Raw genomic sequence first — 18,419 nt, 5'->3', positions numbered from 1 at the left:
CCATGGGGCCGGTCCGGCGGAACCGGCCTCATCGGGCCGGGGCCTGTGGGGACCGGGCCCTGTAGGGCCGGACGCGGCCGGCTGCACGGAGGCTCGCCTGTCACGAGGCCCGGCCGGGCCGTCACCACGACAGCCGGGGCCTCGGTCAGCCGCGCGTGAGTCGGAGCGTCACCAGCTCGAACGGGCGCAGCCGCAGGCTGATCCGGTCGCCGTCGCGCGTCGGGGACGCGGCGTCCGTGAGCGGCCGCTCCAGCAGGTCCGTCACGGTGACCTCCCCTACCTCGAAGCCGGCCGTCAGCGTGGCCTTCGTGCGGCCGCCACGCGACTCGTGGAAGCGGACGACCACATCGCCGCTGCCGTCGTCGGCCAGCTTCACCGCCGTCACGACGACCGCGTCCTGGTCGACGGTGACCAGCGGCGCGACCTCGCGTGCACCGCTCACCCGCCGCTCCGGCAGGTTGATCCGCCAGCCCTCGCGCACCGCGTCCCCGATGGCGGCGCCCGGTACGAGCGCGTGCCGGAAGCGGTGCACGCCCTGGTCGGTCTCCGGGTCGGGGAAACGCGGGGCGCGCAGCAGCGAGACACGCACGGTGGTGGTCGTACCGGAGTCGCTGTCCCGCACGGCGCGGGTGACGTCGTGGCCGTACGTCGAGTCGTTGACCAGGGCGACACCCCATCCCGGTTCCTCGATGTGCACGAAACGGTGGTTGCACGCCTCGAACTTGGCGGACTCCCATGAGGTGTTGGTGTGCGTGGGCCGGTGGAAGTGCCCGAACTGGGTCTCGGACGCGTACCGTTCGGCGTGCACGTCGAGCGGGAAGGCGAGCTTCAGGAACTTCTCGGTCTCGTGCCAGTCCACCTCGGTGTCGATGCCGAGCCGCCGCTCCCCCGGGGCCAGCGACAGCACCTGGGTGACCCGCGACGCCCCGAAGGACCGTACGATCCGGACCGACGCGCCGTCCTCGGCGGGCGCGATCTCGTCCGCCTCGACCAGGTCGGTGACCGTGTTGCGGTAGAACTCGTCGACGTCCCAGGCGTCCCACATGTTCGGGAAGTCGGGGTGGATCTGGAGCAGATTGGCGGCCCGGCCGGGCGCGACCGTCTCCCGTTCCGCCTCCAGGTCGTACGCCGAGACCACGAGTCCCCGCTCGTCGATCTCCACGCGCAGCAGGCCGTTGTCGAGGACGTGGCCTCCGCCGGTACGCGGGGCGAGTCCCACCTCCCCGGCGACGCGCGGCGCGGCGGCGCCGCCCGCCGGGACCCCGTCCCTGCCGTGCGGTGCGGAGTTGAACACCAGCGCCGTCGAGCCGTCGCCGGCCAGCGCCTGCTGGGCGGCGTCGATGACGGCGCCCAGTTCCTCGGCGACCCGCTCATAGGTCCGCCGGGCCTCCCGGTGGACCCAGGCGATGGAGGAACCGGGCAGGATGTCGTGGAACTGGTGGAGCAGTACGGTCTTCCAGAGCCGGTCCAACTCCGCGTACGGGTAGGGGAATCCGGTGCGCACGGCGGCGGTCGCAGCCCAGAGTTCGGCCTCCCGCAGGAGGTGCTCGCTGCGCCGGTTGCCCTGCTTGGTCTTCGCCTGACTGGTGAGGGTGGCGCGGTGCAGCTCCAGGTAGAGCTCGCCGACCCACACGGGCGCGTCGGGGTATTCGGCCTCGGCCTTGCGGAAGAAGTCCTCGGGGGTCTCCCACACCACGGTCGCCGAGCCTTCGAGGTCGCGCAGCCGGGCCGCCTTGGCGATCATCTCGCGTGTGGTGCCGCCGCCTCCGTCGCCCCAGCCGGTGGGGGCGAGGGAGTGCCGGGCGACGCCCTTGTCCTTGAAGTTGTTCGCCGCGTGGGCGATCTCGCTGCCCTTCATCGAGCAGTTGTAGGTGTCGACGGGCGGGAAGTGCGTGAAGATCCGGGTACCGTCGATGCCCTCCCACCGGAAGGTGTGGTGGGGGAACCTGTTGGTCTGCGACCACGAGATCTTCTGTGTCAGCAGCCACTTGGAGCCGGCCGCCTTGATGATCTGCGGGAGTCCGGCGGCGAAGCCGAAGGTGTCGGGCAGCCAGGCCTCGTCGTTCTCGACACCGAACTCGTCGAGGAAGAAGCGCTTGCCGTGCACGAACTGACGGGCCATCGCCTCCGAGCCCGGCATGTTGGTGTCCGACTCGACCCACATGCCTCCGGCGGGCACGAACCGCCCGTCGGCCACCGCCTTCTTCACCCGGGCCCACACCTCGGGCCGGTGGTCCCGCACCCAGGCCCATTGCTGGGCCTGGGACATGGCGAAGACGAAGTCGGGCTCGGCCTCCAGGAGCGCGGTCATGTTGGACGTGGTCCGGGCCACCTTGCGGACGGTCTCGCGCAGCGGCCACAACCAGGCGGAGTCGATGTGCGCGTGGCCGACGGCGCTGATCCGGTGGGCCGACGGCACGGCGGGCGCCGCCAGGACGTCCCGGAGCCGTGAACGCGCCGCGTCCGCGGTGCCGTTGACGTCCTGGAGTTCCACCGCGTCCAGGGCCCGCTCCACCGCGCGCAGGATGTCCCAGCGCCGCGCGGACTCCACCGGGAGCTCGGCCATCAGCTCGCCGAGGACCTCCAGGTCGTTGACGAGCTGCCACACGGTCTCGTCGAAGACGGCGAGGTCCATCCGCTCCAGCCGGTACTGCGGCTCGCTGCCCGCCGTCTCCTTGTCTCCCAACCGGGTGGGCAGGAAGGGGTGGTAGTCGAGGATCACCGGGTTGGAGGCGGCCTCGATGTGCAGCCGGACCTGTTCGCCGCCCTCGACCGGGGCGCCGATCCGCACCCACTGATTGCGAGGGTTGAGGCCCTTCACGGGGGTGCCGTCGGGCCGGTAGACGAGTCCCTCGCACTGGAAGCCGGGCATGTTCTCGTCGAAGCCGAGGTCGAGCAGGGCCTCCACCGTCCGGCCGGCCCATGCCCGGGGAACGGTCCCGGTCACCCGGAACCAGCTGGTGCCCCACGGAGCACCCCAGCGCGCGCCCACCTCGATCGGTTCCGGCGTGGCGGCGAGGCCTTCGTCGACCGGGACGGGCTCGCCCGGCGCGTTCCACACCGCCACCTCCAGCGGCACGGACTCGGGGTACACGGCCGGACGGATGCGTTCGTCCAGGACGCGCTTGAGGCGGGCTTCGACCAGCGTGCGGTCGTCATGCATGTGAGTGCTCCGTGGGGTGAGGGTGAAGGTGCGGGCTACCAGGTGTGGGTGGTCGTCGCGGGGGTCGAGACGGTGAACAGCTCCCCCACCGACCGCAGTTCGAAGCGCGCGGCCGCCTCGCCCTGCTCGGGGGCGAGACCGCCGACGTGGAAGGCGCGCTGGCAGGTTCCGCCGAGGAAGCGGCGCGTGCCGTCGGGAAGGATCCGGTACAGCTCGTAGTGGCGTACGGCCGACGCCACTTCCTCGCCGACCGGGCCGGGGGCTGCCTCCCAGGCGAGCCGCAGGCTGCCGCCGTCGGCGTCGGTGATCCGCAGGCCGGTGGGCGCGTCGGGGGTCACGACCGCGTCCCGGACGGCGAGTCCTCCGAGCCGCCAGCGCACCGGGGCTCCGGCCCCGGTCAGCCGGACGCCGAGGGCCCGGACGGTCCCCGACAGCCCGGTGAGCGGCACGGTGGAGGTCCCCCAGCCGCCGCCCGACGCCAGCGGGAAGTAGGTGTACGGGGGCGCCCCGCCGGCCGCGTCCGGGTCGGCCGTGGCGACGGCGAGTTCCAGGGACGCGTCGCCCGTGTCGGTGCGGTGGGTCAGCTCGACGACCGTGTCCGGGCCGAGCGGGAGGCGCGTCGCGTACAGGTCCAGAGTGGCCGGCGCGTCGAGGTCGCCGGAGACCAGGAGGCTGCTGCCGCCGCGCCAGGCGTCCGCGAAGTCGAAGGCCACCGTGGGGCGTCGGCCGGTGGTGCGGACCACCCAGCGGCGGGAGGGCAGCCGGTCCTGGAGACCGAGATGGTTCCAGGCGGCGTCGGAGGTCACGCTGCCGTCCTCGTACCACTTCAGGCCGTGGCCGGTGTTGAAGGCGGTCGCGAAGGGGAGGGAGGTGACCGTGGAGCGGTCGGCGACGGAGACGGCGGGCGCCCGCCATCGCGCCGTCGGGTCGGGTCGCGCGGGGTCGAGGGACGCGCCGGTCCAGAACGCGTCGTCGGCGGCGTGGAAGTCGCCGGGTGTGCGGCTCGCGGGAAGGTGGTTGCGGGTCCACTCGGGCCGGTAGAAGCCGATGGAGGTGACGTGCGCCGTGGTCGTCGGCACGATGGCATCCCAGTTCACGGAGGCGTTCGTGCCGTTGGCCTCGACGTCGACTCCGGCCCACAACTCGTACCGGTCGCGGCCGAGTTGCTGAGCGGTCGTCCCGGAGGAGGCGAGGCTGCTCCGGGACCAGCGGAAGTCGAGGAACATCGAGTCGGCGGCCTGGAAGAAGGTCTTGTTCTGGTTGTTCAACGCCCCCTGCCAGTTCACCGTGCCGTTCACGGTCATCGAGTCGTACCAGGTGACGCGCTGCCCCTCGGCCGCACCGAGTGCCTTCAGCTCGCGCAGGAAGCCGAGCATGTCGGCGGCGAGCGCGGCGTTCCCGCCGCCGGTCTCGGCGTTGATGAACCAGCCGTCGAAGCCGTACGCGGCGGCGACCGCGACGAGTCGCGCGGCCAGCGGGAAGTGCCCGGCGGAGTCCTTCTGGACCAGGTCGCGGGTCCACTGCAGCTGGCCGCCGTAGGCGACGGGCGGCAGGAACACATTGCCGAGCACGGGTACGCCGTGGCGGTGGGCGGCGTCCACGATCGGCGCGTTGGGCGCGAGGATCAGCCCCTCGCCCGACGAGCCGCCCCAGAAGACGAGTTCGTCGACGTACGCCCAGTGGGTGAGCGCGTAGTAGTCGGCGGTGGCCGCGCCCTGGGAGGGGTTGGCCGAGGTGGGTCCGAAGGAGACCAGGGACTGGACGCGGGCCTGGCCGGAGCGGGCCGTGGTGTTAGCGGGCACCGGGGTGAAGCGGGTGGCGAGCGGCACGGTGGCGGCGTTGAAGGCCAGGTCCGTGTCGCCGGCGGCGCTCCATGCCTTCAGGCTGCGCCAGGTGACACCCGTGCCGGGGGTGCCCGAGGGCAGCGAGTCGGGGTACCAGTAGGAGGCGTACGGCTGGAGGTCGCGGCCGGCCGCCGCGGCCGTGCCGGGCAGGCCGGGGAGGAGTCCGGCGGCGGCGCCGGCTCCGGCGAGCAGGACGGTGCGTCTGCTGAGGTTCACGGTGTGCTCCGTATCGTTGGGGGACGGACTACGGTGCTGGGGTCAAGCGGTGACCTGACCCGGTGTGACGACCTCGGTGATGCCGCGTGCGGCGAGGTGTTCCCGGTCGGCGGCGCGGCTCGCGAGGACAGTGGTGGGGCGGACCCCGTCGGCGGTCAGCCGGGCGAAGGCCTCGAAGACGGGTCCGCCCGGCGCGCAGACCGAACGGCCCGGCGCGGTGTCGACGGCCAGCGCGGTGGTGCGCGCGGCGGGTGCGCCCGTACGGCCCTCCTTGACGATCCTCGCGATGGCCTCCCCGGCTGGCTTGGTCCGCCGGTCGCTCGTCAACAGGCCTAGGCTGTATTCGAGTTCGGGGAAGTCGGCGAGGTCGCGGCTGACGTCGTGCGAGCACCACCAAGTCACGCCCCACAGGTCGGGGCAGTCCAGGGCGGCCGCGACGGTCGCCTCGGTGAAGGCGGCCGCGTGCTCGGCGGGGATCAGCGGGGCCGGGGCGCCGACCTCCTGGAGCCAGACCGGCCGGTGCGGGTCGTCCGCCCAGGCCTTGGACAGCTCGATCAGGTAGGCGGCGTGATGCTCGGTGGCGACGCCGGTGCGGCCGTGACGCTGTGCCGTTCCGTTGAACACCCATGAGTGCACGGCGGTCATCGCGCCGAGCCGGGCCGAGTGACCGGGCGTGAACGGCTGGTCGTCCTGGTACCAGGCGGCGTCGTACGAGGCGTGCAGATGCGCCTTGCCCGGGGCGCCCTCCTCGCAGGCGGCCAGCAGGCGCCGCAGCCACGCCTCGGCCTGGTCGGCGGTGACGCGGTCCGGGTCGGGGTGCGGCCCGGCCGCGAACTGGTTGACCTCGTTGCCGATCGTCATGCCGATGAAGTTCGGCCGGTCGGCGAGGGCGGCGGCCAGGGTGCGCAGGTACTCCGCCTCCCCGTCGACCACGTCCGGGTCGGTGAAGATGTTCCGCCGGTGCCAGGTCCGCGTCCAGGCCGGCAGGAAGTCGAAGCTCGACAGATGTCCTTGCAGGCCGTCCACGTTGACGTCGAGTCCCCGCTCACCGGCCGCGTCGGCGAGCGCGACGAGCTGTTCGACGGCCCGCGGGCGGATCAGCGTCCGGTTGGGCTGGAAGTAGGGCCACAGCGGGAAGACCCGGATGTGGTCCAGGCCGAGCGCGGCGACGGAGTCGAGATCGGCGCGCACGGAGTCCAGGTCGAAGTCGAGCCAGTGGTGGAACCACCCGGCACTCGGGGTGTAGTTGACGCCGAAGCGCACGGCAGGAGGCATACGGGATCCTCGCGAATCGGAGGTACGGGAGTGCGGAGATACGGGAGTGCCGAGGTGCGGAGGTGCGGGAGCGCCGGATCGGCGGCGCAACAGCCCCTCGGCCGTCAGCCCTTCACGGCTCCCTCGCCCACACCGCGGAAGAAGTACCGCTGGAGACAGGCGAAGAGGGCGATCAGGGGGGCCACGGCGATGATCGTGCCCGCGGCGACGAGCCGTTCGTCGTTGGCGAAGGTGCCGTGCAGATAGTTGAGTCCGATGGTCAGGGTGAACTTCGACGGATCGCTGAGCACGATGAGCGGCCACAGGAAGTCGTCCCAGGCCCCCATGAAGGCGAAGATCGCGACGACGGCGAGGGTCCCCTTCACCGAGGGCAGCGCGATCCGCAGGAACCGCTGCCAGACGTTGGCCCCGTCGACGAAGGCCGCCTCCTCGATCTCGTAGGGGAGGTTGAGGAAGGCGTTGCGCATCAGCAGCACGTTCATCGCGCCGACGCAGCCGGGCAGGACGACCCCGATCAGCGTGTTGTTCAGACCGAGCTCCCGCATGGTCGTGAACTGGGCGATGATGATGCCTTCGACGGGCACCAGCATGGCGAGGATGAAGACCAGGGTGGCCACGCGCCGGCCTCGGTAGCGCAACCGGGCCAGGGCGTAGCCCGCGAGTGCCGAACCGACGCAGTTGGTGACGACGTTGGCGCCGGCGACCTTGAGCGAGTTGAACACGTAGTCCCACACCGGGATGGTGTCGGCGACCCGCTGGTAGTTGTGCAGGGTCGGGTCGTCGGGGAGGAACGTGGGCGGCGAGCTGAAGATGTCCTCGGTCGGTCCCTTGAGCGAGGTGGACAGCTGCCACAGGAACGGGCCCACGGTGAGGGCGAGGACGGCGAGCAACAGCAGGTAGCGCAGGGCGAGTTCCCAAGCGCGGACGCGGCGTCCGTGGTCGTCGGTGACACGACGGCGGGGCGGGCGCTCCGCCCCCGGCCGCCGCTCGGCGGGACGCACCTTCTCCGGCGCGCTCACGCGTCCTCCTTCCGGTCGGCGCGCAGTACGAGCAGCATGAGCGCGACGGTGACGACGAAGACGACGACCGAGATGGCGGACGCGTAGCCGACCCGGCCGGTCAGTCCGGTGCCGGTGCGCTGCACGAGCATGACGAGGGTGGTGTCCTCGCCCGCCGGGCCGCCGTCCGGGCCCGCCATCAGGTACACCTCGGAGAACACCTTGAAGGCGGCGACCGAGGAGAGCGCGGCGACCAGCACCATGGTGGAGCGGACGGCGGGCACGGTGACCGTGAGGAAGCGGCGCACCGCGCCCGCGCCGTCCACCGAGGCCGCTTCGTGCAGTTCGCGCGGCACATTGGCGAGCGCGGCCAGGTAAATGATCATGTAGTAGCCGAGGCCCTTCCAGACCGTGACGGCCATGGCGCTGAGCAGGAGCAGCCATTGGTCGCTGAGGAAGCCGACCTTGCCCACTCCGATCGCCTCCAGCAGCGCGTTCACCAGCCCGCGCTCGTCCAGGAGCCACACCCAGATGAGCCCGACCACGACGATCGACGCGACGACCGGGGTGTAGAAGGCCGACCGGAAGAAGGTGATGCCGGGGATGTTCTTCTGGACGAGGAGAGCGAGCAGCAGCGGCAGGAGCACGAGCGCGGGGACCACCCCGAGGACGTACAGCGTGCTGTTGCGCAGCCCGGTCCAGAACATCTCGTCGTGCAGCAGCTCCCGGAAGTTGGCGAGGCCCACGAACTCGCCGGGGATCAGGGTGCGGCGGTCGGTGAAGGAGTTGATCACCGTCGAGACGAACGGATACAGGATGAAGACGCCCACGACCAGGAGGCCGGGTGCGGCGAACAGCCAGGGACTGCCGGCCAGTTGCCGCCGCACCCGGGTCCCGGACGGCCGGACCCGTTCGCCGGGCCGCCGCCCCGGGGAAGGGGACCTGGTCTCCCTCGCGAGGGGCCGGGGTTCCCGCACGGTGCTGGAGGATCGCGCCATGTCCGCTCAGCCCTGCTGCCGGAGCAGCGTGTCGCAGGCCTTGACAGCGTTGTCAAGTGCCGTCTTGGGGCTCTCCTTGCCCTGGAGCGCCTTGGCGACCTCGTTGCGCAGCGCCGTCTTCATCTGCTCGCTGAACAGGACCGGCGTGTAATTGACCGCGTTCTTCAGCGACTTGGCGGCGGCGATCCGCACCCGCGTCTCGTCGGTGCCGTCCTCCTCGGTGAAGTACGGGTCGTCCAGGGATCCCGCGGTGCTCGGGAAGATCGCGACCTTCTTGGCGAAGGACATCTGGTTCCGCGCGTCGGTGACGTAGTGCGCGAAGGCGACGGCGGCCGGGGTGCGCTTGGTGCGCGAGTTGACCATCACGCCCATCACGTACATGTTCACCTTGCCGGTGCTGGTGATCTGGTCCGTGATGCCGATGTTCTTGTAGAGCTTCGGCGCCTGCTTCTTGAAGTTGCCGAGGTCCAGGGCGCTGCCCGGGTTCATGGCGACGGCGCCGGTCAGGAACTTCTTGCCGGACGACTCCGGGGTGGCGGTCAGCGCCTGTGCGTCGAGCGCCTTGGCGTCGTACAACTTCTTGTACTTGGTGAGGAGTTCGATTCCCTTGGTGTCGTTGAAGGAGAACGCGGTGCCCTCCTTGTTCATCAGCTCGACGCCGTAGCGGCCGAAGTCCTCGATGGTGGGCACATTGGCGAGGGTGGCGACCTTGCCGTCGCTCTTCTTCGCCAGCTGGAGCGCGTCCGCGAAGAGTTCGCCGTACGTCGTCGGCGGCTCGGCCGCGTCGAGGCCGGCCTCCCGGAAGAGCGACTTGTTGTAGAAGAGCGGGCCGGTGTTGAGGTACCAGGGGAAGGCGTACGTGCCGGTCATGCCCGGGACCTGGTGGCCGGCCCAGGCGCCGTCCAGGTACTCCTTCTTGTACTGGCCGGCGGACTTGTCGAGGTCGAGCGCGAGGCCCGCCTTGGCGAGCGGTGCGACGAGGTCGGGCGAGACGTTGACGACGTCGGGCAGGGTGCCGCCCGCCGCGTCCGCGCTGATCTTGTCGGCGTAGCCCTCGGCGGGCTGGTCGATCCACTTCACGTGGGTGCCGGGGTACTTCTTCTCGAAGTCCGCGATCACGCCCTCGAAGTACGGCTTGAAGCCGGCCCTCAGGTTCCAGGTCTGGAAGGTGATGTCGCCCTCGACCTTGCCGGAGGCGTCCGTCGAGCCGCCGCCGTCGTCACCGGAGCCGCAGGCACTCAGCGGCAGGACGAGGGCGACGGCGGCGGCGACAAGTGCTCTGCGGGGTTTGGGCACGGTGACACGGCTCCCTTGCGGCGTCGGCAGTTGGTGGCGCCAGCGACCATGCCCGGCAGACTTCGGGGAAGTCAATGGATTCGAACGGACTAAATGAATCCGCGCAACATTAGTGCAGGTCAGAGCATTGTCACCTGTGACTTGCACACGATCACTAATGCGCTTTAGGGTGCGATCACTCAAGCGCATTAGTGCGCAGCTTCAAGAAATGGGGAGCCACCATGCCGGCCAAGCGGTCCCCCGCGCGCCGCCCGACGATGAAGGACATCGCGCGCCGCGCCGGAGTCTCCGAGAGCGCGGTCTCCTTCGCGCTCAACGACCGGCCCGGCGTCTCCGAGGTCACCCGTGACCGGGTCCGCCGGGTGGCCGAACAGCTCGGATGGCGGCCCAGCACGGCGGCGCGCCAGCTGTCCGGCGAAGGCGCGGCCACCGTCGGCCTGGTGGTGGCACGCCCCGCCGACGCCTTGGGCGTGGACTCGTTCTTCCTTCAGCTGATCTCCGGAATCCAGGAGGTGCTGGCGGAGCGTCATCTCGGCCTGCTCTTCCAGGTGGTCGAGGACGTGGACGCCGAGTGCGCGGTCTACCGGCGCTGGTGGGCGGAGCACCGCGTGGACGGTGTGCTGGTCGTCGACCCGCGCGTGGACGATCCGCGTCCGGGTCTCCTCGACGAGCTGGGTCTGCCCGCCGTGGTGATCGGCGGGGCGCCGGACGCCCGGCATCCGGGACTGTCCACGGTCTGGGCGGACGACGCGGGCGCGATGGCCGCGGTCGTCGACGAGCTGTACGCCCTCGGCCACCGCCGGATCGTGCACATCGCCGGTCTGCCGGGGCTCGCCCACACCGAGCGGCGCATCCGGACGCTGCGCGCCGAGGCGGAGCGGCGGGGCCTGGCCGAGGTCCGCTCGGTGACCACGGACTACTCGGACGCCGAGGGCGCCGCGGTCACCCGCCGCGTGCTGGAGAGTGCCGTCCCGCCGAGCGCCCTGGTCTACGACAACGACGTGATGGCCCTCGCCGGCGTGGCCGCGGCGACGGAGCTGGGCTTCACCGTCCCGGGTGACGTGTCCGTCGTCGCCTGGGAGGACTCCCCGCTGTGCCGCATGGTCAGGCCGTGGCTGTCGGCGCTCTCCCGGGACACGGTCCAGTTCGGCCGCACGGCCGCCCAGGAACTGACCGCGCTCCTGGACGGCGGTCCCGCCCGGACGGTGCGGGTGCCGGTACCCCGGCTCATCGAGCGCGAGAGCACGGGGGCCCGCCGGGCCTGAGCAGGTCCAGTGGCGCGGAGGCCTCCTTGGCGGACGGGCTCATGCGCGGGCGGAGGCCCTCGCGGGCACCTCGGCCGGTGCGCCGCTCGACGCCCGCGAGGGCCGGGCGAAAGGTCCGGGGCCGCGGACTCTCGACGCGGCGCCCCACCTCCGGGCAGAGTGCTCCTCGTAACTACTCGCCAGTACGCCAGTCGTGAGGAGCGCCCGTGACCACCTGGGTCGGCCGGACCGCCACCGAGATCGCCGCAGCCGTACGCGAGAAGCGGGTCACCCCCCACGAGGTGGTGGCCGAACACCTCGCGCGGATCGAACGGCTCGACGACCGTGTCGGCGCCTTCCGCACGGTCCGCGCCGAGGCAGCCCTCGCCGAGGCCGACGCGCTGGCGACCGGGGATCTCGACCGGCTCCCCCTCGCGGGCGTGCCGGTGGCGGTCAAGGACAACCTCGCGGTGCGCGGCGAGTCGAACCGCAACGGATCCGCCGCGACCCCGGACACACCCGCCGACGAGGACCACGTCACGGTGGCCCGGCTGCGCGCGGCGGGCGCCGTCGTGGTCGGCCTGACGAACGTGCCCGAGCTCTGCGTCTTCGGCACCACGGAGGGTGTGTACGGCAGCGCCCGCAACCCCTGGGACCTGTCCCGCACGGCGGGCGGCTCCTCGGGCGGCAGCGCGGCGGCGGTCGCCGCCCGGATGGTGCCGATCGCGCTCGGCAACGACGGGATGGGCTCGCTGCGCATCCCCGCCGCCAACTGCGGTCTGGTCACCCTGAAGCCGGGCCATGGCGTGGTCCCGGCCGGAATCGGCCACGGCGACTGGTTCGGCATGTCGGAGAACGGCCCGCTCGCCACGACGGTCGAGGACGTCCGGCTGCTGTTCTCCCTCCTCGCGGACACCGAGCCGGCACCTCCCGCTGAGCCCGTCACCCGCAGGATCGCCGTGTCGGTGCGCAGCCCGCTGGCCGGTGTCCGCATCACCGGGCCGTATACGAAAGCGGCCAGGGAGGCCGCCGCCCTGCTGGCCGAGGCGGGTCACCAGGTGCGCTCCGCGAACCCGCCGTACCCGCTCTGGCTGAGCACCACCTCTCTCGCGCACTGGACGGCGGGCACCGCGGTGGACGCCGAGGATCTCGACCCGCGCAGACTGGCCCGGCGCACCCGGGTGCACGCCGCGGTCGGACGCCGCTTCGTGACCGGGGTGCGCAAGGGGGCCCGCCGCGAGCAACTGCGCGGCCGCCTGGCGCCGTTCTTCACGGAGCACGACGTGCTGCTCACCCCGGCGCTCGCCCGGCGCAGTCCCGCCTCGGCCGACTGGCACAAGCGGGGCTGGCTGCGCAATCTTCTGGCGAACACCAACTACTCGCCGATGACGCCGCCGTGGAACCTCACCGGCTGGCCCGCGATGTCGGTCCCGTTCGGGACACTGCCGAACGGCGCCCCCTGTGCCGTGCAACTCGTCGGCCTGCCCGGCTCCGAGGCGGCTCTGCTCGATGTGGCCGGACAGCTCGAAGTGCTGCACCCGTGGCGGCGTACCGCACCGCTCGGCTAAGGGCTGTCCCGTAATCCCCGGTGGATCAGCGCGCGGCGTCAGACGCGGTGCATCGCAAGGCCGAGGGTCGTCCTCATGCTGGGTGTATTCGGGCGATCCGACAACGCGGCGTGGGGGTCCCACCCTGCTCGAAGAGCTTGGGGGAGTGCCGTAGCCGCCGTCGTGCGCCCGCCGGGGATTACGGGACAGCCCTTAGGCGCTGCCGTCCTGGGCGACGGAGCCCAACTCGGTCACAGCGCGCGGTACATGATGTGCAGACCCACCGGCCCGTGCCGGGCGTGCTCGTAGGCGTCCGGGACGGTGCCGAGAACGGTGAAGCCGAGCGAAGTCCACAGCCCGACAGCGGGGTTGGTCTCCACGACCGCGTTGAACACCATGCTCCGGTAGCCGTCGGCCTTCGCGGCGGCGAGGACGTGCTCGGCGAGGGCGCGGCCGATACCGCGTCCGCCGTGGTCCGGGTCGACCATGAATCCGGCGTTGGCGACCCGGGCGGCGGGACCGCCGTAGTTCGCGGTGACGTAGGCGGAGGCGACGACGGCGCCGGTGTCGTCCTCGGCGACGTACACACGCTTGCCCGGGCCCGTCCACAGGGCGCGGGCGGCCTCCTCGGAGGTGTCCGGATCCCAGGCGTAGGTCTCGCGGGCGGCGACGATCCGGTGCCAGAAAGGCCAGATCCGCGGCCAGTCGTCGGCCGCGGCTTGTCTGATCAGCATGGGCGCGAGTCTGGCACGCCCATGCCGTCAGCGATCGCGATGGACCCTGGCGTCGGTCAGTCGACGCTGGGCAGGATGTGGGGCTCGGCGAGGTCGTCCTCGTAGCCCGCGAGGCGGATGGGGGCGGACCTGGCCCACACGTCCAGGCTGCCGAGCTTGGTGTCGGTCCCACCGCCAGGGCGCTCCGTCTGTTCCTTGGGGCGCTGATCGCGATTCGTCTTCTCTGGTGTCACCGCGCACTCCTTATGTGTCGGGTAACCCTCGGGACATACGGCACGGTACGCGCCGCTCACCTGACGTCCGCTCGGGTCTGAGTCGAATCAGTTAGGGACGCGGTGGCGCCGGTAACTCGTATGAGAGCAGGCCGTTGTAGCCGGCTTGTCCCGGGACGGACCGTGGGTGTGGGTGGACCCCAGTAAGGCTGTCCGTCGGCTACAGGGTAACCAAATGAGCAGGCCCCTGCTCGATGGGGCTGAAAACTTGAGGTTACTGTCACACGTCATCCAGGACCCATCAGGCCCCGATCTGCGGCGATTTGAAACATGATGCCCGCTTCGCTACCACCCATTCGGCTCAAAACCGACCCTGGGCGTGGGCGTCGGGACCGGCCCACGGGTATGCCTGAAGTCACCGTCGACCCGCACCCGGGGCCCTCGCTTCCGAGCCCGCCTTCGCGCCCGCAAGGAACGCCGCGCAGGAACGCCGCACGGGACTGCCGCACAGGAACGCCGTACAGGACTGCCGCACAGGGCAGTCCCGTGGGACTGCCGCAAAGGAGAGCGGCTCCCGGCGCTCGCCGTCCCGCCCGTCGGGCGGCGAGTCGTCGCCGCCCGAGGGCTGTTGGCTGACGGTCCGTCATGAGACGGTACGCGGATGATGTCGCCGTACTCGCTCCAGGGCAGGGCCGCCATCGTCACCGGGGCCTCGCGCGGGATCGGTCTCGCCGTGGCCGAGGCGCTCGCCGGAGCGGGCGCGCGGGTGTGCGTGACCGCGCGGGATCCGGACGCGGTGCGGCGCGCCGCCGAGCGGGTCGGCGGCATCGGGCTCGCGGGTTCCGTCGCCGACGGGGCGCATCTTGCGGAGCTGACCGCGCTGACGCTCGGCACGTTCGGGCGCGTCGACATCGTGGTCAACAACGCGGCGACCAACCAGCCCTACGGCCCCCTCATGGACGCCGACCCGGAGCGCTGGCGCGACGCCTTCACCGTCAACGTCGAGGCGCCGCTGCGACTGGTGCAGTGCGCCTGGCGGGCCTGGATGAGCGAGCACGGCGGGGCCGTGGTGAACGTCTGCACGGAGGGCGCCGGACATGTCGGGCCGCAGGTCGGCGCGTACGGCACGAGCAAGGCGGCCCTGCTCCACCTGACCCGGCAACTGGCCGGGGAGCTGGCCCCTAAGGTGCGGGTCAACTCGGTCTCGCCCGGTCTCGTCCGCACCGAGATGGCCCGTTTCGTGTGGGAGCACTCCGAGGACGAGCTGGGCGCCGGGCTCCCGCTCGGCCGTATCGGGCGGCCCGAGGACGTCGCCCGTGCCGTGACCTGGCTGGCGTCCGACGCGGCCGAGTGGATCACCGGGGCCGATCTGCTGGTCGACGGGGGTACACGGGTACGGGCGGCGTACGCGGGCTCCCCCGCCCACGCCGTCCACGAACGCCTTCGGGCCCGGACGCCCGACGGGTGAGCGCGCGCGGCCCCCGGCCCTCAGCCCGTACCAGGTCCAGGGGTGGTACGAGCCTACGGATCGGTAGCGCGCCCTCGGAGCGGTACAAACGCTCGGGGCGGTACGAGCGCTCGGCACGAAGGCGGAAGCGCCCGCACGGCACCCGCCGCCACGACCGCCCACGGGCGTGGTCACCGCTAGCGAGCGCTACGGGCCTGGTCACCGCATGCGAGCGCTACCGGCCTGGTCACCGCATGCGGGCGCCCGCCCTCATCTCCACGGGCGCCGTCATCATCCACGTGCCGGCGCCCACCCTCGTCACCATTTGCCGGGCGCGTAGTCCTTCAGGAAGACGCCGTACAGGTCCTCGCCCAGTTCGCCGCGGACGATCGGGTCGTATACGCGGGCCGCGCCGTCGACGAGGTCGAGCGGGGCGTGGAAGCCTTCGTCGGCCAGGCGCAGCTTGTCGTAGTGCGGGCGCTCGTCCGTGATCCAGCCGGTGTCGACCGAGGTCATCAGGATGCCGTCGGTCTGGAACATCTCCTGGGCGCTGGTGCGCGTCACCATGTTCATGGCGGCCTTCGCCGCGTTCGTGTTCGGGTGGCCCGCGCCCTTGTAGCCGCGGCCGAACACACCCTCCATCGCGGAGACGTTGACGATGTACGCGCGCTGGGCGGGCGCCTTGCGCGCGGCCTCCGCCATCAGCGTCCGCAACTTGCTGATCAGGATGAACGGCGCGGTGTAGTTGCACAGCTGGGTCTCGAGCAGCTCCACCGGGGAGATCTGCTCGATGGTCTGCACCCAGGTGTTGCTGTCGACGACGTCGGGGACCAGGCCGCCCGCGTCGATGGCCGTGCCGTCGAGGTGCCGGGCGACGCTGGCGTTGCCCGCGACCAGCGCGAGGTCGGCGACCTTCTGCGCGTCGATGCCGCTGGTGCCGACGGGCAGCGCCGCCAGACCGTCGACGGCGCCGGAGTTGAAGGCGCCGATGACGTGGCTGGCGGGCAGTTCACCGGCCGGCAGCGGGGCACTCTCGCCGTCGACGAGCGCGGCGTAGGCGGAGGGCAGGCGCCGCACGGTCTGCGTCGCGTTGTTGATCAGGATGTCGAGCGGGCCCTGCTCCGCGACCCGGTCGGCCAGGGCGACGGCCTGGGCGGGGTCGCGCAGGTCGATGCCGACGACCTCAAGGCGGTGCATCCAGTCCGCCGAGTCGTCCATGGCCTTGAAACGGCGGATGGCGTCTTTCGGGAAGCGCGTGGTGATGGTGGTGTGGGCACCGTCACGCAGCAGCCGCAGCGCGATGTACATGCCGATCTTGGCGCGACCGCCGGTGAGCAGCGCCCGCTTGCCGGTGAGGTCGGCACGGGCGTCGCGGCGCGAGCGGTTCAGGGCGGCGCAGTCCTGGCAGAGCTGGTGGTAGAAGTAGTCGACCTCGACGTACCGCGTCTTGCAGGTGTAGCAGGAGCGCGGGCGCTGGAGTATCCCCGCGATCTTGCCCTCCTCCGTCACCGACGACGGCAGGATGCCCTCGGTCTCGTCGTCGATGCGCTGGGCGGAGCCGGTCGCGGTGGACTCGGTGACCTGCTTGTCGTGGGCCGTCTTGGCGGCGCGGCGCTCCTGGCGGCGACGCTGCTTCACGGACCGGTAGATGCCCGCGGTGGCGCGGCGGACAGTGATGGCGTCGGGGTGGTCGACGTCGATCTTCTCGAGTTCGTCGAGCACGCTGAGGCAGACGGCCAGCCGCTCGGGGTCGATACCGGGACCGAACGCGACGTCGGCCGCCTCTGTCGTGTCCACGGCGGGGGTCGCCCGGCCGTCCTCTGTCACCGTCATCGCTGCTGCCGTTCCTCGGGTTGTGCGCCGCGTTCGAACCGCGCTCGCTTTCGAATGCGGAATTTTACGGAGCAATCGCGCGCGGCACCAAACCCGTGATGATCAAGGCGTGCAGGCGGTGATCAGTGCGCGCACCTCCTCGGTCAGGGAACGGGCCAGCAGATCGAGGTCCGGCACGGCCTCGGCGTCGGCGACGAGCCCGTAGTGGACCTTGCCCCGGTAGGTCGAGACGGCCACCGCGAGGGCCTGGCCACGGGCCAGCGGGGCGAACGGATAGACCTCGGTGAGCGGGCAGCCACCGAGCTTCAGGCCGAGGCTGGGCAGCGGCACGCTGGTGACGAGGATGTCGAACAGCAGCCGGGCGGCCTGGCCCACGACCGGGCCGCCGAGCCGGTGCCCGAGCGGTGGCACGTGGTCGGCGAGCAGCGCGACGGCGCCGGCGCCCCGGTTGGGTCCGGCGTCCTTGTTCCGGTCCATCGCCGTCCGCACGGCACGCAGCCGGCCGAGCGGGTCCGGGTCGTCGACAGGAAGCCGTATCAGGTAGCCGGAGAGCCGGTTGCCCTGGGGCTGCGCGGTCCGCGGGCGGCGCCGGGAGACGGGGATCAGGGCGCGCGGGGAGACTCCCTCGCTGCCGTCACCTCGTTCGTCGAGCCAGCGGCGCAGGGCGCCCGCCACGACGGCGATCAGGACGTCGTTGACGGTCCCGCCGACGGTCTTGCGGACGACGTGCACGTCGTCGAGGTCGATGACGACACCGGCGGTGCGCCGGGTGCCGGTGGGCTCGGAGGTGAGTGCGGGCGAGGACTGGACGCCGAGTGTGGCGCGGGCCACCGAGGTGCCGATGTCCAGGGCGCGGCCCATGTCGGAGAGGGTGCCGCGGACCAGACCGGGCAGCTTGCGGACGTCCGGGAAGAGCCCGCGGGGCTGCTCGGCGGGGCGCGGGCGGGGCTCCGGCAGGTCCATCGGGTCCATGATGGCGGCGGCGAGCATCAGCGCCCTGAGCCCGTCGGCGAGCGCGTGGTGGAACTTGAAGAGCACCGCGAAGGACACGCCGTCCTCGCCGGGAAGCACGTGGGCCTCCCAGGGCGGCCGGCCGCGCTCCAGCGGGCGCTCCATCAAGCGGCCGGCCTCGGCGTGGAAGTCGGTGGTCGGCGCGTGCAGCAGGACGTGGTCCAGCGGCTCGAAGTCGGGTGCGGGCTCGCGGGCCGCACTGCCGAAGGCGAGGGGTGCCAGCGGCTGCCACACGTCCCGAATGCGCATCCGCAGTCCGGGGACGGCGGCGGCGCGGGCCGCGAGCAGGTCCGCGGCGTGGGCGCCGGCGGTAGGTGAGTGCGCGGCGAAGACACCGAGGGCGCCGAGGTGCATCGGATGCCGGTCGGACTCGATGTTCCAGAACGCAAGGTCGAGTGGTGCGAGCAGGTCAGAAGTCAAAGGCTTGCTCTCGCGTCGGCAGCGGGTGAACTTGCAGTCAAACCCGGACCGGTGATTACGGTCAAGTACGATCAGGCTACGCTCAGTTAACACCAGATTAAGTCCCGCCCCTCCCGGGAGGGGCGGGACTCGCTCACCTCACGACATGCCCCGCGTCACTTCAGGACACGGACGCCCTGCG

Annotated in this window: 13 protein-coding genes; 3 read left to right on the top strand and 10 right to left on the bottom strand. The window is 71.6% G+C overall.

Features of this window, described 5'->3' with window-relative positions; genetic code table 11:
- Positions 1–145: 145 nt before the first annotated feature.
- The 6 genes from ACFWBT_RS22320 to ACFWBT_RS22295 form a co-directional block, all read right to left on the bottom strand.
- Entirely contained in the window at positions 146–3,163 is a 3,018-nt protein-coding gene (locus ACFWBT_RS22320) for an alpha-mannosidase (RefSeq protein WP_385703003.1), read from the bottom strand.
- A gap of 35 nt (positions 3,164–3,198) precedes the next feature.
- Positions 3,199–5,223 (bottom strand): endo-beta-N-acetylglucosaminidase, encoded by a 2,025-nt coding sequence (locus ACFWBT_RS22315; RefSeq protein WP_385703000.1) that lies wholly within the window; start codon positions 5,221–5,223, stop codon positions 3,199–3,201.
- Between the two features lie 42 nt (positions 5,224–5,265).
- Complete coding sequence (locus tag ACFWBT_RS22310) at positions 5,266–6,498, bottom strand: glycosyl hydrolase (RefSeq protein WP_385702997.1); 1,233 nt, start codon at positions 6,496–6,498, stop codon at positions 5,266–5,268.
- 104 nt (positions 6,499–6,602) lie between these two features.
- A complete protein-coding gene (locus ACFWBT_RS22305; RefSeq protein ID WP_385702995.1) occupies positions 6,603–7,517 on the bottom strand; it encodes a carbohydrate ABC transporter permease in 915 nt (304 codons plus the stop codon).
- Positions 7,514–8,494 (bottom strand): carbohydrate ABC transporter permease, encoded by a 981-nt coding sequence (locus ACFWBT_RS22300; protein ID WP_385702992.1) that lies wholly within the window; start codon positions 8,492–8,494, stop codon positions 7,514–7,516. Before ACFWBT_RS22300 ends, ACFWBT_RS22305 begins: the two co-directional genes overlap by 4 nt.
- A gap of 6 nt (positions 8,495–8,500) precedes the next feature.
- Entirely contained in the window at positions 8,501–9,790 is a 1,290-nt protein-coding gene (locus ACFWBT_RS22295) for an ABC transporter substrate-binding protein (protein WP_385702990.1), read from the bottom strand.
- Positions 9,791–10,011: 221 nt separating this feature from the next.
- Between ACFWBT_RS22295 and ACFWBT_RS22290 the strand changes: the two genes are divergently transcribed.
- A complete protein-coding gene (locus tag ACFWBT_RS22290; RefSeq protein ID WP_385702987.1) occupies positions 10,012–11,055 on the top strand; it encodes a LacI family DNA-binding transcriptional regulator in 1,044 nt (347 codons plus the stop codon).
- 206 nt (positions 11,056–11,261) lie between these two features.
- The gene (locus tag ACFWBT_RS22285) at positions 11,262–12,602 is read left to right on the top strand and encodes an amidase (RefSeq protein WP_385702985.1); all 1,341 of its coding nucleotides are present in this window, start codon (positions 11,262–11,264) and stop codon (positions 12,600–12,602) included.
- 230 nt (positions 12,603–12,832) lie between these two features.
- On the opposite strand, the gene ACFWBT_RS22280 is transcribed toward ACFWBT_RS22285, so the two are convergent.
- The gene (locus tag ACFWBT_RS22280) at positions 12,833–13,315 is read right to left on the bottom strand and encodes a GNAT family N-acetyltransferase (protein WP_385702983.1); all 483 of its coding nucleotides are present in this window, start codon (positions 13,313–13,315) and stop codon (positions 12,833–12,835) included.
- A gap of 56 nt (positions 13,316–13,371) precedes the next feature.
- Positions 13,372–13,548, bottom strand: a complete 177-nt coding sequence (locus tag ACFWBT_RS22275) for a hypothetical protein (RefSeq protein ID WP_385702982.1) — start codon at positions 13,546–13,548, stop codon at positions 13,372–13,374.
- Between the two features lie 640 nt (positions 13,549–14,188).
- Here ACFWBT_RS22275 and ACFWBT_RS22270 point away from each other — a divergent pair.
- Positions 14,189–14,995, top strand: a complete 807-nt coding sequence (locus tag ACFWBT_RS22270; RefSeq protein WP_385702980.1) for an SDR family oxidoreductase — start codon at positions 14,189–14,191, stop codon at positions 14,993–14,995.
- A 297-nt stretch (positions 14,996–15,292) separates the two neighbouring features.
- On the opposite strand, the gene ACFWBT_RS22265 is transcribed toward ACFWBT_RS22270, so the two are convergent.
- Together ACFWBT_RS22265 and ACFWBT_RS22260 are read right to left on the bottom strand one after the other, a co-directional pair.
- A complete protein-coding gene (locus ACFWBT_RS22265; protein ID WP_356756071.1) occupies positions 15,293–16,807 on the bottom strand; it encodes an SDR family NAD(P)-dependent oxidoreductase in 1,515 nt (504 codons plus the stop codon).
- 102 nt (positions 16,808–16,909) lie between these two features.
- A complete protein-coding gene (locus ACFWBT_RS22260; RefSeq protein ID WP_385702978.1) occupies positions 16,910–18,238 on the bottom strand; it encodes a wax ester/triacylglycerol synthase family O-acyltransferase in 1,329 nt (442 codons plus the stop codon).
- Positions 18,239–18,419: the final 181 nt, after the last annotated feature.

Origin of the sequence: Streptomyces sp. NPDC060027, from assembly GCF_042737005.1 — a bacterium.
GTDB lineage: Bacteria > Actinomycetota > Actinomycetes > Streptomycetales > Streptomycetaceae > Streptomyces.
The sequence above is the reverse complement of the archived record's forward strand: the minus strand, read 5'-3'. Positions and strand labels throughout refer to the sequence as shown.

Coding starts and splice junctions, on each gene's coding strand:
- ACFWBT_RS22320 (WP_385703003.1), bottom strand. CDS start 3,163: ATGCATGACGACCGCACGCTGGTCGAAGCCCGCCTCAAGCGCGTCCTG.
- ACFWBT_RS22310 (WP_385702997.1), bottom strand. CDS start 6,498: ATGCCTCCTGCCGTGCGCTTCGGCGTCAACTACACCCCGAGTGCCGGG.
- ACFWBT_RS22300 (WP_385702992.1), bottom strand. CDS start 8,494: ATGGCGCGATCCTCCAGCACCGTGCGGGAACCCCGGCCCCTCGCGAGG.
- ACFWBT_RS22290 (WP_385702987.1), top strand. CDS start 10,012: ATGCCGGCCAAGCGGTCCCCCGCGCGCCGCCCGACGATGAAGGACATC.
- ACFWBT_RS22280 (WP_385702983.1), bottom strand. CDS start 13,315: ATGCTGATCAGACAAGCCGCGGCCGACGACTGGCCGCGGATCTGGCCT.
- ACFWBT_RS22270 (WP_385702980.1), top strand. CDS start 14,189: ATGATGTCGCCGTACTCGCTCCAGGGCAGGGCCGCCATCGTCACCGGG.
- ACFWBT_RS22265 (WP_356756071.1), bottom strand. CDS start 16,807: ATGACGGTGACAGAGGACGGCCGGGCGACCCCCGCCGTGGACACGACA.